This window comes from Croceicoccus sp. BE223 (assembly GCF_031457155.1).
Taxonomy (GTDB): Bacteria; Pseudomonadota; Alphaproteobacteria; order Sphingomonadales; family Sphingomonadaceae; genus Croceicoccus.
Genome location: NZ_JAVDWB010000002.1, coordinates 612,329 through 625,425 on the forward strand (window position 1 = coordinate 612,329; position 13,097 = coordinate 625,425).

The following is a 13,097-nucleotide window of genomic DNA, read 5'->3' on the forward strand; positions in this document are numbered from 1 at the left end:
CCTATTGCGCGGTCAGTCCGCCATCGACGACGAATTCGCCGCCCGTCACGTACTTGGCACGGTCCGACAGCAGGAAGGCGACCATGTTGGCGATGTCGTCCGGCTCGCCCATCCGCTTCATCGGGATCGACGCGTTGATCGCGTCGTAGCCATCGGGGTTGTCGGCCAAGGCGACCTTCTGCATGTCGGTCCAGATGACGCCCGGATGGACGGAATTGACACGGATGTTGCTAGCCGCGACTTCCATCGCCAGCGCCTTCGAATAAAGCCGGACCCCGCCCTTGCTGGCGGCATAGGCGGTGCAGGCCGGGATGCCGACCAGCCCTGCGACCGAAGACAGGTTGACGATCGACCCGGCACCCTGCGCCTGCATCGTCGGCAGCGCGGCGCGGCAGCCGAGATAGACGCTCGTCATGTTGACCGCGATCTGCTTGTCCCAGCTTTCGTGGGTAAGTTCGGCGGTCATGCGCAGAACCGCGATCCCGGCATTGTTCACCAGTCCGTCTATCCGGCCGGTGTCGGCCAGCACGCGCTCGACCAGCGCGGTCCAGCCCGCTTCCTCGGTCACGTCCTGGGTGAGGCCCGTGGCGACATGCCCGGCCTCGCGCAGTTCGGCGGCGCGCTTTTCGACTTCGCCGCCATCGAGATCGGTCAGGTAAACGCGCGCGCCTTCTGCGGCGATCATCCTTGCGGTGGCAAAGCCCAGGCCGGCGGCGGACGCGGCGCCGGTGACGATGACGGTACGATCGGTCAAGGCAGTCTCTCCGTGATCTAGGGGGGCAATCAGGCGGTACGCAGCCATTCGCGGCGGTAGGAGCGGTCTTCCATCGAATGAAAGCCCGGCAGCGCGTCGGCAAGGTCGGTGGCGAGGAAAGCGTCCGCGGCGGGTTCCTTCCGGGCCCAGTCGTTGACTTCGCTGCGATGGGCGAAGCGCCACTCGCCCTCGCGCCGTTCGTAACGGTCGATGTAGCGACCGCAGATGGTCATGTCGAAGGGCGCGCCATCCTCAAGGATGCGGTGAAAGGCATAGAAGTAGACTTCGCCATAGGCGATGTCGGCATTGTCCTCGTCGAATTCGATCAGGTGCTGGCCGATCAGGTGCTGGTTGGCGAGATGCTCGGTCAGCAGGTCCTGCGCAAAGGCGACGAAGTCCGGGCCGGAGCCGGCGAATATCCCGTAATCGGTCGTCGAATCAGGCCAGAAGGTGCCCATCTGGAGCTCGCGGTCCAGGCGGTCCTGCCCGCGCATGTAGCGGGCGGCGAGGTCCCGGATCGCGTCCTTGGCAATCAGCTTTTCGATGGCGTCCACGTCGTTCTCTCCCGCTCGGCCCTGCCGGCGTGCGGCGGGTCTCGTTGCAGGACAGGGTGTGTCACGGCCCGCTTTCGCAGTGGACTGCAATATTGGACAGGTCGGGCGCTTGCTAGCCCATCGACGAGACGCATTCGCGCGCGAGATCGCGGGCCCAGTCGAACAGCGCGCCTTCGGCATGGGGCAACAGGATTTGGGCGACCGCGAGCTGCATGTGTCGTTCCAGATGCTCGGACGTGATCGTCCCGCTGGCCCAGTGCTCGATCGTGGCCACGATGTTCATCGAGAAGATCAGTGGCAGGGCATCGGGAACCTCGGCGGGCAGCAGCCCCCGATCGGCCAAATGGCGCAGGGATCGCCCGACATGGACCCGGTAGACCTCGTGCAAGCCGATGAGATCGGCATGTTGGATCAGCACCGGCGCATAGGACCGCGCCATGTCGGGATCGGCGAGCGTGTACCGCGCCAGCGTCGCGCACATCGTCAGGAGGAAACCGGTGCCCGGATCGGTTGCCGCTTCCCATGCCTCGCCGATGATGTCGTCGCTACGCTCGCGCGCGCTGGCGGCGATCAGCGCGGCCTTGCCGCTGTGGATATTGAACAGCGTGCGTTCGGCAACGCCGGCCTCCGCGGCGATCATCCGCATCGACACACCATCGTAGCCGTGGCGGGCGAGCATCGTCTGCGCAGCGGTCAGGATCTTGCGCCGCCGCTCCGACTGGCGGGGGGAAAGCCGGCGGGGGCCGGCCTCGGATCCTGGCGAAGTGCTCATGCCCGCATTGTTAGGCGCAAGCGGCGCCGCCTTTCAACGCGAATTGCAACCCGCTGCATTCCGGCGGCGCGTGAAGATGTCGGGAAGGTGGATGCCCCGCGAGGATTCGAACCTCGATTGACGGAGTCAGAGTCCGTAGTCTTACCTTTAGACGACGGGGCAATGCCGCGCGTGGGAACAGCGCCGCGGTCGGTGCCTCTATGCGCCAAAACGGCATAGGTCAAGCATTGTCCGGCCCGTTTCGGGCAGTCCGGTTGCCACATCGCATTGCTATCGTTAGCATGGCGTTCAGGTTCGCCGCGGCTCGCAATCGAAGGGCCGTGGTTCACAGACGTTTTTGAAAGTTTCAGCATGGCGGATCTTGAGCCGCCGGCATCGCAAGTCGACGATCGGAAGGTCCCGGAATCGGGCGCCGGTCAGGGAACGGACAGGGCTCATCCCCCGTCCGCGCAGGGCGCGCCGGACAACAGGGCACAGGCACAGGGAGCGGAGGACGAGGCAGCCGATCCGGCCAGCCCGGTTCGTGCCGTGGGCCAGGCGCCCGCGACCCCGCGCCAAGCCTATGCCGCGATCGACCTTGGCACCAACAACTGCCGCCTGCTGATCGCGCGGCCTTCGGGCGAGCATTTCGTGGTCATCGACGCCTTCAGCCGGGTCGTGCGGCTGGGCGAAGGGCTGGCGCAGACGGGAAGACTGTCCGACGCGGCGATGGACCGTGCGCTGGGCGCGCTGCGGGTCTGTGCCGACAAGCTGCGCCGCCGCAACGTCCACCTCGCCCGCTCGGTCGCGACCGAGGCCTGCCGCCGCGCGTCGAACGGCGAGGCCTTTATCGAACGCGTGCGCGAGGAGACGGGAATAGTCCTCGACGTCATCAGCGCGCAGGAGGAAGCGCGGCTTGCCGTGCTGGGCTGCCACGTCCTGCTGGAACAGGGCGAAGGCCCGGCGATGATCTTCGACATCGGCGGCGGTTCGACCGAACTGGTCCTGATCGAGACCGGCGACGCGGTGCCGCGCATCATGGACTGGCAGTCGGTGCCGTGGGGGGTCGTTTCCCTGACGGAAAGCTTTCCTGCCGCGGCGGACGAGACCGACACCGACCGGCTGCACCGCTACCGCCGGATGCGGGCCGCGGTGTCCGGCGCGTTCCGCGACTTTTCAGCCCGGCTCGAACCGTTCCGCGATGCGCCGATGGCGACCGGCCCGCGGCTGCTGGGCACCAGCGGTACGGTGACGACGCTGGCCAGCCTGCACCTTGGCCTGCCGCAATACGACCGGCGCGCGGTCGACGGATTGATCGTGGAGGCGACGGCGATGCGCGACATCGCCAAGCAGCTTTCGACTCTTTCGCCCGCCGAGCGGCAGGAGCTTCCCTGCATCGGGCGCGACCGCGCGGAACTGGTCGTCGCGGGCTGCGCGATACTCGAAACCATTCTCGACCTGTGGCCGGCCGCACGCCTGGGCGTCGCCGATCGCGGCATCCGCGAAGGCATCCTGCGCAGCCTGATGGCGGGCGCGCGCCTCAGCGAACAGAACCGGGCTCTGGCCCGCCGCATGAAGGCGCTTTGACATGGGATTTCGGGCATGAGCCGTTCGGGCGAGGACCGCCAGCGCCTCAAGAGCAACAAGAAGCGCACCGCATCGTCGGCGCGCTGGCTGTCGCGCCAGCTGAACGACCCTTACGTCGTCAAGGCCAAGGCCGACGGTTATCGTAGCCGCGCCGCCTACAAACTCGCCGAACTCGACGACAAGTTCGGCCTGCTGAAAGGGGTGCAGGCGGTCGTCGACCTCGGCATTGCGCCGGGCGGATGGAGCCAGGTGGTGGCGGAGCGCCGGCCGCAGGCGAAGATCGTCGGCATCGACCTGCTCGACGTCGATCCGCTGCCGGGCGTGACCATCTTCAAGATGGACTTCATGGACGATGCCGCGCCCGGCGCGCTGATGGAGGCGCTGGGCCAGGCACCCGATCTCGTGCTGTCCGACATGGCGGCCAACACGGTGGGCCACAAGCAGACCGATCACTTGCGGACGATGGGTCTTGTTGAAACGGCGGTCGATTTCGCGATCCAGACGCTTGCGCCCGGCGGCGATTTCGTCGCCAAGGTCTTTGCCGGCGGGACCGACACCGCGCTGCTCAACCTGCTGAAACAGAACTTCCGCGCGGTGAAGCACGCCAAGCCGCCCGCCAGCCGCAAGGACAGTTCGGAATGGTACGTCATTGCGCAGGGCTTCAAGGGGCGCGAATAGGTTCCGCTCCGCCTTCGCCGGCGCCGTCTTTCTTGCCCAGTACCCGGTCCAGCGTGACGCCCGCGGTAAAGCCGTGGACCAGCGTCGACAGCAGGATGGTGAAGACGACCGTCGCCCACAGTGTCCCCTCGTTGATCAGCTCGATCTGGCCGCCTGCGTAGGCGAGGTAGTAGATCGACCCCAGCCCGCGCACGCCGAAGAAGGCGATCACGCCCCGCTGCCGCCAGCCCAGATCGGTGCCCAGCAGAGCGACGAGGCCCGACAGTGGCCGGATCAGGAAGACGAGCGCCACGCCGATCAATGCGTGCGGCCAGTCGAAATAGGGCACCAGCGCAGGGATCGCCCCGCCCAGCATGACCAGCAGGATCGCGGTGACGGCATGCTCCAGCGCTTCGGAAAAGCCGTGCAGCCGGACATGATATTCGTGATCCGATTCGATCCGCCGCAAGGTCGCGCCCATGACGAAGGCGGCGATGAAGCCGTAGCCTTCGATCAGTTCGGTGAGGCCGTAGGTGAGCAGCACGCCCGCCAGCGCGATGACGCCGGTGCCCCCTTCGGCCAGCGGGTTGCCGCGGGGGAAAACGAAAAGCAGCTTGCCGAGCACCCACCCGGCACCCAGGCCGCAGAGAAGGCCGACCACGATCTTGTAGACGAGATATAGGCCGATCCATTCGCCGATCCACTCGCCGATGCCGCCCGATGCGGCCATGAAGATCGCGAGATAGACAAAGGGAAAGGCCAGCCCGTCGTTGAGCCCCGCTTCCGTCGTCAGCGCGAAGCGGACCGGGTGTTCCCCGCCTTCGAGCGGGGCGCCGACCTGGACATCGCCGGCCAACACCGGATCGGTGGGCGCGAGGACCGCGGCCAATAGCACCGCGCCGGCCACTGTCATCCCGGCCAGCGTTCCGGCAAAGGTGACAAACACGATGCACAAGGGCATGGCGACGATCAGCAGCCGGATCGTCGGTGTCCACAGCCGCCGCCCCAGGATCCGGTCGATGCGGATGCCGGTTCCGAAGAGCGCGATGATCACTGCGAATTCGGAGGCCAGTTCCCACACCGCAGGCCGGTCCACCGGATCGAGCGCCTGCGGCATCCCCGGCATCAGGCCGAAGACGGCCAGCCCGCCCAGCATCAGCAGGCCCGAAGCCGAAGGCTCCCGCTTGGCGAGGAATTGCGGCAACCAGTAAGCCGCGACGATGACCAGTCCGCAACCGACCAGAAGGATGTGATAGCCCGCAAGGCCGAAGAAGACGCCGTCCATGGGTCGACAACGCGCCGGGCGCGCGGTGGCTCCCGACACGGAGGGGCGGTCAGCCGCCATGAATCAGCACATCGACGACGACGTAGGTCTCGGGCCCGAAAGGGATGGTCACGCGGTCACCGTCGCGCTTCGTCTTGAAATCCCAACCGGCCGAACCGTCGCCGAACGCGGCGATGGAGGCGGAGAGGAGCGGCGCCGCCGATCCGGCCAGCACGGCGTTCCGCTTTGTGGCCGCACCCATCACTTGCAACTTGGAGGGGAGCCGATGTCGCGGACAGGGTCGTGATGGCGCAGTAGGGAAATATCGGGAGATGGCGTAGCAAAGGCTGCCAGGCGGTCATCCGCGATGGGGCGATACGGCACCAACGAAAAAGGGCGGCCCCGCAGGACCGCCCTTTCGTTTTCCGGGTGAACGGAAGAAGCTGTTGCCAGCCGTGCCCCGATCAGCGCTTGCTGAACTGGAACGAACGGCGGGCCTTGGCGCGGCCGTACTTCTTGCGCTCGACCACGCGGCTGTCGCGGGTCAGGAAGCCGGCGGCCTTGACCGTGCCGCGCAGGGCAGGCTCGAACTTCGACAGCGCTTGGGCGATGCCGTGCTTGACCGCGCCGGCCTGGCCCGAAAGCCCGCCGCCCTTGACGGTGGCGACGACGTCGTACTGGCCCTGGCGATCGGTGATCGTGAAGGGCTGGTCGATGACGAGGCGCAGCGTCGGACGCGCGAAATAGACTTCCTGGTCGCGGCCGTTGACGGTGACCTTGCCCGAACCGGGCTTGATCCACACGCGGGCGACGGCGTCCTTGCGGCGGCCGGTCGCATAGGCGCGGCCCTGCTTGTCCAGCTGCTGTTCGCGCAGCGGCGTGGTTGGCGCCTTCACTTCGTTGCTGGCGATTTCGGTGCCTTCGGTGAGGTTGGCGAGATCGGCGAGGGTGCCAGTCTCAGCAGTGTTCGATTCGTCAGCCATCATGCACCAACCTTGTTCTTGCGATTGCGGGCAGCAACGTCGAGCACTTCGGGCTTCTGGCCGTCATGCGGGTGCTCGGTGCCGGCGTAGAGGTGCAGCGCCTTCATCTGCTGGCGACCCAGCGGGCCGCGCGGAACCATGCGCTCGACCGCTTTTTCAAGGACGCGCTCGGGGAAACGGCCGGCGAGCACCTTGGCCGGGCTGGTTTCCTTGATGCCGCCGGCATAGCCGGTGTGCTTGTAATAGCGCTTGTCCTGCGTCTTGTTGCCGGTGAACTTCACCTTGTCGGCGTTGATGACGACGACGTGGTCGCCGCAATCGACGTGGGGGGTGAAGCTCGGCTTGTGCTTGCCGCGCAGATGGTTGGCGATAATCACCGCCAGGCGGCCTACGACGAGGCCATCGGCATCGATCAGGTGCCATTTCTTTTCGACCTCGGCCGGCTTGATTGACCGGGTCTGGGTGCTGAGCGCCTTCATGGCCGTCAGTTCCTTACGTTAGATGCGAGAATCGCCCCGGAAGGCCGAGGCGAAGTGGCGCGCTTTTGTCCGCAAGGGCCGCGCAAGTCAAGCAATACCGGGCGTTTCCGGCGCGGTAAAATAATACCGCAGCGTCGCCGAGCGCCTCGTTACGCCTGGCGCAGCATGCTTCCGGGCATGCGATCGCGATAGCCGAGCGCGTGAGCACCCCATACCGTGCTGACCAGCACCAGCGCGCCCGTCACCTGGTGCGCGACCGCGACCCACAGCGCCATGCCGGTCCAGATCGTGGCGATGCCGAGCAGGATCTGCGTGCCGAAGGCGATGTGGATGGCGACCGAGATGCCGCGATCCTTCACCCGCAGCCTGCGCGCCATCAGCACCAGCGCGGCGACCGCGACAAAGGCCCACCAGCGATGGATGAAGTGGACGAGGAACGGGTCGGCGGTAAAGGCATGGAGCGGCCCGTGCGACCAGTCGATCCCCGCGGGAAACAGCGAGCCCTGCATCAGCGGCCACGACTGCAGCAAGCCGCCGCCCGCAACATAACCGGCGTTGAGCCCGGCCATCCACGCACCGTAGAGCAGCTGGATCGCCAGCACCGCCAGCACCGCGACGGTAAAGCCCCTGAGCCGCGCGGTCGGATGGCCTTGCGCGTGATTGCGCAAGTCGAGCGCGGTCCACACCAGTCCGCCCAGCGTGAACAGTGCGGTCATCAGGTGGATGGAAAGCCAGTAATGCGACACGTCGGTCCGCATGTCCGACATCGCGGCCGTCCCGACGCCCGACTTCACCATCAGCCAGCCGAACACCCCCTGCAACCCGCCGAGCGCCAGCAGCGCCAGCAAGCGGGGCTTGTAGCCTGCCGGAATCGACCGGCGCACCCAGAACCACGCGAGCGGCAGGGCAAAGGCCAGGCCGATCAAACGGCCGAGCAGGCGGTGGAACCATTCCCAGAAATAGATGAACTTGTAGTCGGCCAGCGTCATGCCCGCGGGGCCATTGACCTCGATATATTCGGGGATCCGCTTGTAGGCCTCGAACTCGGCCTGCCATTGCGCTTCGCTCAACGGCGGCAGCGCGCCGGTCACCGGCTTCCACTCGGTGATCGACAGGCCCGATTCGGTCAGCCGGGTGATCCCGCCCACCGCGATCATCAGGATGACGAGCGCGGCGACGAAAAGCAGCCAGCGGGCCAGCGCGATGGGCCGTGCCGCGGCCTGGCGGGCGGCACCTTGCGAGGAGAGGATTGCCGTAGTCATGTCCGGCCCCGCCTCTGCTGCGATTCGTCGCAAAGCGCAAGGGGAAGCGGCGATCGCCCTTGCCAGATGATATGTTGTTACATATCTCGGCGGGCATGGACCGCCCCTCCCCCCTGTCCCGCATCAAGCTGGACCGATTCGGCATCGCCCTTTCGGGACTGTGCGCGGTGCATTGCGTCGGCTCGATCCTGCTGGTCGGCATCATTGGCCTCGGCGGCGAATGGCTGCTGGCCCCGGCCATCCACGAATACGGCCTGGCGCTTGCGGTCGTCATCGGTGCGCTGACCATCGGCATCGGTGTCCGGCGCCACGGGCGGATCGCGCCGCTCGTCCTCGGCGGTTTCGGCATTGCGCTGATGACCCTTGCGCTGATCGGACCGCACGGCGTGGGAGAAGCGCTGCTGACCATCGCCGGCGTGCTGTGCGTCGCGGTCGCGCATGTGCTCAACCTGCGGTTCCATTCGTTCTGATCCTTGTCGCAGGTCCGGCGCGCCTCTGCCGGCCTTGAACATGGCGGCGAAGCGGCTATGTCCGCCGTCATGGCTGAACATATCGCGATCACCGTCAACGGCGAGAGCCGCCGCGCCCCCGCCGGCAGCAGCATCGCCGACCTCGCCCGTCTGCTGGAACTGGACCCGGCCAAGGTCGCGGTGGAGCGCAATGGCGACATCGTCCCGCGCTCGACTCTGGAAACGGTCGGCCTTGGCGACGGCGATGTGCTCGAAATCGTGCATTTCGTCGGTGGCGGCGACCTGGGCGCTGGCCTTGGCGACGACAGCTGGACCGTGGCGGGCCGCACCTTCCGTTCGCGGCTCATCGTCGGCACCGGCAAGTACAGGGACTTTGCCCAGAACGCCGCCGCGTTAGAGGCGAGCGGGGCCGAAATCGTCACCGTCGCGGTGCGCCGGGTCAATATTTCCGACCCCAAGGCACCGATGCTGACCGACTTCATCGACCCGAAGCGCATTACCTACCTGCCGAATACCGCCGGCTGCTTTACGGCAGAGGACGCGATCCGCACCCTGCGCCTTGCGCGCGAGGCGGGCGGCTGGGATCTCATCAAGCTGGAGGTGCTGGGCGAGGCGAAGACGCTCTATCCCGACATGCGCGAAACGCTGAAGGCGACCGAGGTGCTGGCCAAGGAAGGGTTCCTGCCGATGGTCTACTGCGTCGACGATCCGATCGCGGCCAAGCAGCTTGAAAGCGCGGGCGCCGTCGCGGTCATGCCGCTCGGCGCGCCGATCGGCTCCGGCCTCGGCATCCAGAACCGGGTGACGATCCGCCTGATCGTCGAGGGCGCGAACGTGCCGGTGCTCGTCGATGCCGGTGTCGGCACTGCCAGCGACGCGGCGGTGGCGATGGAACTGGGCTGCGACGGCGTGCTGATGAATACCGCCATCGCCGAGGCGAAGGACCCGGTCCTGATGGCCCGCGCGATGAAGCTCTCGGTCGAGGCAGGCCGCGCGGCCTATCGCGCCGGGCGGATGGGAACGCGCAAGTACGCCGATCCGTCGAGCCCGCTGGCAGGCCTTATCTAAGGCGCCGTGGAAACCCCGCAGGAGGCGGCGCAGGACACCTTGCGGCAGACTGCCGCGGCCTTGTCCGACCTCGGCTTCACCGCGAAACCCGGTCTCCGCCTTGCGCGGGTGCGCGCCGATCTCGGCGACGAGATCCAGCTGCACCTCGACCACGCGAACCGGGCCGGAGAGGTGGTGCGGGTGCGGTTTTCCCTCGCGCTCCATTCCCGGGCCGTCCGTCGCTGGCGCCGGATGCAGACGCATCCCGAACTGCACGCCGACGGTCCGCTGGCCGGTATCGTATCCGCCACCCAGCTTGCGTTTGCGGCGGGCATCGCGGGGCGGGATTTCGACGTAGTCGAACCCGACGATCGCCCGCTCGTGGCGCAGATCGTCGCCGCCAGGGTGCGCGAGGTGGCGATCTCGTGGTTCGAGGAAACGGGAGACCCGCTGCGTGCGCTGGGCACGCTCGGCCGCCCGCTGACACAGGGCGGACCGGTCAATGCCAAATGGATCTACACGCTGGCGCTCGCCCACGGCCACGATGCGGAGGCGCGCGATGCGCTGGCCCTGCAATGCGTGCGTCATCCGGCCTTTGCCGTGGAATTCGCCCGCGACGTCGCCCGGATCCGCGCCGAGGGCCTCACCGGCGGCTATCGGGACACGACCGAGGAACTCGCCGCCTTTGCCGTGGCGGCGGGGATTGCGCCCTGAACTGTCGGCCAGGTTTACGAAATTGCTGTTCGCCTTAACCCGATTCTAACCGTGTCGGCTGCATGGTCGGAACACGCTCCGGACCGCTCCCGGCCCGCCGCGCGGAAGGAGGATTTGGTTTTGGCCCAGCTCGACACCCCGTCACTTGCCATCGCGGAACTGCGCGAATTCGCCGAGTTCGATCCGGCGGAACAGCGCTATATCCGCCGCAGTCTCGACATCGGGCTGGCCCGCGCCGACGCGCTCGACCGGTGGGCTCGCAACGCCGACGAGGCAGCCTCGATCCGCAGCCAGATCCGCGCCTACCACCAGCTGAAGGCGCTGCGCGGCTCGCTCCCGGCCATGCGTTCGGGCGAGCGGATGGACGAGTTCCTCGGCCAGCTCATCAAGCTGACCGTCTTCGACCTGGCACAAGGGTGCATCAACGGTTTTGCCGCCTATCGCTTCCTCTACGAACGACTGCTCGGGCCGGAGGCGCGGCCGTGGCTGCCCGCCGCGTTCTGCGCCGCATCGGCGCTGCCGCAGATCGTGCCCGAACGGCGCAAGCTGCTGCTCCATTCGATCAGCGAAGCGGCCGCATGCGCGCCCGGCTGGTCGAAGCGCCGCCCCGGTTTCTATCCCGACTGGATCGAGGACCAATCGGCGGAAATCCACTGAGGCGGCGCGAAAGACCGGCGGGCTAGCTCTTGTACATCGCGGCGATCCGCGCGGCATAGCGGTCGCGGATCTTGTGGCGGCGGATCTTGAGCGAGGGGGTCATCTCCTCGTTCTCGATGCCGAACGGTTCGTCGGCGAAGTCGATCTTGCGCACCTTCTCGATTACCGAGAGATCGGCATTCACCCTGTCGACCGCCGCGCGCACCGCCGCGCGGAATTCGCCGCTGGCCGACAGCGTCGCCCAGTCCGGCGCGACGCTGTTCGCCTTTGCCCATTCGCGCGACCATTCGGCATCGGGCACGATCAGGCCGACGATGTAGGGCTTGCGGTCGCCGCTCACCATCGCCTGCGCGATCTCGGGCTGCAGCGTCAGCATCCCCTCCACCCGCTGCGGCGCGATGTTGTCCCCCTTGTCGTTGACGATCATGTCTTTCTTGCGATCGGTGATGACGATCCGTCCGCGCTCGTCGAAATGGCCGATGTCGCCGGTATGCAGCCAGCCGTCCTTGAGCGCCTTGGCCGTCTCGCTCTCGTTGCGCCAATAGCCGTGCATGACTAGTTCGCCGCGGGTGAGGATCTCGCCATCCTCGGCGATGCGCACGTCCACACCGTGAAGCGGCGGGCCGACGGTATCCATCTTGATCCCGGCGGCAGGGCGGTTGCAGGCGATGACGGGTCCGGCTTCGGTCTGGCCATAGCCCTGCATCAGCGGCAGGCCGAGACCGTCGAAGAAATAGCCAAGGCCGGGATTGAGCGGCGCGCCGCCCGAAACCATCGCCTTGATCCGCCCGCCGAACTTCGCCCGCACCTTGGGGCGCAGCACCTTTTCGATGAGCGCGTCCTCCAGAGCGTCGAGCAGGGGTCGGGAACGCCCGGTCGCGCGCCGCTCGGCCAAGGCCGTGGCGCGGTCGGCCAGCATCTGGGCCGGCTTGCCCTGCTTGGCCAGCTGCTTGACGATGCGCGCCCGCAACACTTCGAACAGGCGCGGCACGACGACCATGATCGTCGGGCGTACCTCCTCGATATTGCTGGCCAGCTTGTCCAGCCCTTCCGAATAATGGATCGTCGCGCCCAGGCAGATGGGCATGAACTGCCCGCCGGTGTGCTCGTAGGAATGCGAAAGCGGGAGGAACGACAGGAAGCTCTCCCGCCCCCAGCCGAAATCCTCGGCGATGACCCGCGCTGCGCCCGAACAGTTCATCATGATCGCGCCGTGGTGCTGGCGCACGCCGCGCGGTGCGCCGCCGGTGCCGCTGGTGTAGATGATGCAGGCAAGATCGCCGCGCCCCACGCCGGCCATGCGTTCGTCGACCGCCGCGCGCGCGGCATCGGCATCGCCGGTGAGCAGGTCGGCCAGCGCGTGGAACCGCACCGTCCCGGCCTGTTCCTGCCGGATCGGCTCGAAGGCGACGACGTGTTCGACAGACGGGCTGTTGATCACCGCCGGAAGCAGCGGCTTTGCGAGTTTTGCGCCGGAGACGATCACCGCGCGCGCGCCGCTGTTTTCCAGCACGTGGAGATGATCGGGCGTGGTGTTGGTGGTGTAGGCCGGCACCGTCACCAGCCCGGCCGCCATGATGGCGAGATCGGCGATGCACCATTCGGGCCGGTTTTCGCTGACCAGCACGACGCGATCGCCGTCGCTCAGGCCAAGCTCGCGCAGACCTTGCGCCAGCACCACGACCCTGCGCGCGACCTCAGCCCAGCTCAGTGCTTGCCATGCGCCGTCGATCCGCGCGTGGAGAAAGGGCTGCGCGCCGCGCGCGTCGGCGCGGTCGAGGAACAGCGACACGAGATTGGGGGCATCGTCGATATCGGCGATGGTGGCGCCGTCCGGCCCCTTGTGGCTGTCTCCCACAGCGGTTTTCGCCATAGGGCGACCTCTCCTGATGCAATCCTCGTTTCCGAACGGCGTGAT

General features: G+C 67.1%; 15 protein-coding genes and 1 tRNA gene. 6 read left to right on the forward strand and 10 right to left on the reverse strand.

The genetic code is table 11. From position 1 onward, the window contains the following. Position 1: 1 nt before the first annotated feature. From J2X37_RS06950 to J2X37_RS06965, 4 genes are all read right to left on the reverse strand, one after another. Positions 2-754, reverse strand: a complete 753-nt coding sequence (locus J2X37_RS06950) for an SDR family oxidoreductase (RefSeq protein ID WP_310019274.1) — start codon at positions 752-754, stop codon at positions 2-4. Between the two features lie 29 nt (positions 755-783). After that, positions 784-1,308 (reverse strand): nuclear transport factor 2 family protein, encoded by a 525-nt coding sequence (locus J2X37_RS06955; RefSeq protein WP_310019276.1) that lies wholly within the window; start codon positions 1,306-1,308, stop codon positions 784-786. A gap of 112 nt (positions 1,309-1,420) precedes the next feature. Then, positions 1,421-2,080: a TetR/AcrR family transcriptional regulator gene (locus J2X37_RS06960; RefSeq protein ID WP_310019277.1), complete on the reverse strand. Its 660-nt coding sequence runs from the start codon at positions 2,078-2,080 to the stop codon at positions 1,421-1,423. Positions 2,081-2,168: 88 nt separating this feature from the next. Beyond that, positions 2,169-2,242 (reverse strand) — tRNA-Gln (locus J2X37_RS06965). Positions 2,243-2,431: 189 nt separating this feature from the next. Here J2X37_RS06965 and J2X37_RS06970 point away from each other — a divergent pair. Both J2X37_RS06970 and J2X37_RS06975 read left to right on the forward strand, forming a co-directional pair. Then, the gene (locus J2X37_RS06970) at positions 2,432-3,646 is read left to right on the forward strand and encodes a Ppx/GppA phosphatase family protein (RefSeq protein WP_310019279.1); all 1,215 of its coding nucleotides are present in this window, start codon (positions 2,432-2,434) and stop codon (positions 3,644-3,646) included. Positions 3,647-3,661: 15 nt separating this feature from the next. Further along, complete coding sequence (locus J2X37_RS06975; RefSeq protein WP_310019281.1) at positions 3,662-4,324, forward strand: RlmE family RNA methyltransferase; 663 nt, start codon at positions 3,662-3,664, stop codon at positions 4,322-4,324. Here J2X37_RS06975 and J2X37_RS06980 read toward each other — a convergent pair. The 5 genes from J2X37_RS06980 to J2X37_RS07000 all read right to left on the reverse strand — a co-directional run bounded on the left by J2X37_RS06980 (position 4,308) and on the right by J2X37_RS07000 (position 8,291). Then, positions 4,308-5,588: a cation:proton antiporter gene (locus J2X37_RS06980; protein WP_310019283.1), complete on the reverse strand. Its 1,281-nt coding sequence runs from the start codon at positions 5,586-5,588 to the stop codon at positions 4,308-4,310. The two genes, J2X37_RS06975 and J2X37_RS06980, sit on opposite strands and share 17 nt — an antisense overlap. A 49-nt stretch (positions 5,589-5,637) precedes the next feature. Further along, entirely contained in the window at positions 5,638-5,802 is a 165-nt protein-coding gene (locus tag J2X37_RS06985) for a hypothetical protein (RefSeq protein WP_310019285.1), read from the reverse strand. 229 nt (positions 5,803-6,031) lie between these two features. Beyond that, on the reverse strand, positions 6,032-6,550 hold the full coding sequence (rpsI, locus tag J2X37_RS06990) for a 30S ribosomal protein S9 (RefSeq protein ID WP_310019287.1): 519 nt from the start codon (positions 6,548-6,550) through the stop codon (positions 6,032-6,034). After that, entirely contained in the window at positions 6,550-7,029 is a 480-nt protein-coding gene (gene rplM, locus J2X37_RS06995; protein WP_310019288.1) for a 50S ribosomal protein L13, read from the reverse strand. Before rplM ends, rpsI begins: the two co-directional genes overlap by 1 nt. Positions 7,030-7,178: 149 nt before the next feature. After that, a complete protein-coding gene (locus J2X37_RS07000; protein ID WP_310019290.1) occupies positions 7,179-8,291 on the reverse strand; it encodes a COX15/CtaA family protein in 1,113 nt (370 codons plus the stop codon). Between the two features lie 95 nt (positions 8,292-8,386). Between J2X37_RS07000 and J2X37_RS07005 the strand changes: the two genes are divergently transcribed. The 4 genes from J2X37_RS07005 to J2X37_RS07020 all read left to right on the forward strand — a co-directional run bounded on the left by J2X37_RS07005 (position 8,387) and on the right by J2X37_RS07020 (position 11,179). Then, positions 8,387-8,761: a MerC domain-containing protein gene (locus tag J2X37_RS07005; RefSeq protein WP_310019292.1), complete on the forward strand. Its 375-nt coding sequence runs from the start codon at positions 8,387-8,389 to the stop codon at positions 8,759-8,761. Between the two features lie 69 nt (positions 8,762-8,830). Continuing rightward, on the forward strand, positions 8,831-9,829 hold the full coding sequence (thiS, locus tag J2X37_RS07010; RefSeq protein ID WP_310019294.1) for a sulfur carrier protein ThiS: 999 nt from the start codon (positions 8,831-8,833) through the stop codon (positions 9,827-9,829). 6 nt (positions 9,830-9,835) lie between these two features. Continuing rightward, on the forward strand, positions 9,836-10,522 hold the full coding sequence (locus J2X37_RS07015) for a hypothetical protein (RefSeq protein ID WP_310019296.1): 687 nt from the start codon (positions 9,836-9,838) through the stop codon (positions 10,520-10,522). A gap of 120 nt (positions 10,523-10,642) precedes the next feature. Beyond that, a complete protein-coding gene (locus J2X37_RS07020) occupies positions 10,643-11,179 on the forward strand; it encodes a hypothetical protein (RefSeq protein ID WP_310019299.1) in 537 nt (178 codons plus the stop codon). A gap of 22 nt (positions 11,180-11,201) precedes the next feature. On the opposite strand, the gene J2X37_RS07025 is transcribed toward J2X37_RS07020, so the two are convergent. Beyond that, positions 11,202-13,052 carry an AMP-dependent synthetase/ligase gene (locus J2X37_RS07025; protein ID WP_310019302.1) on the reverse strand — a complete coding sequence of 617 codons (1,851 nt, stop codon included), beginning with the start codon at positions 13,050-13,052 and terminating at the stop codon, positions 11,202-11,204. Positions 13,053-13,097: the final 45 nt, after the last annotated feature.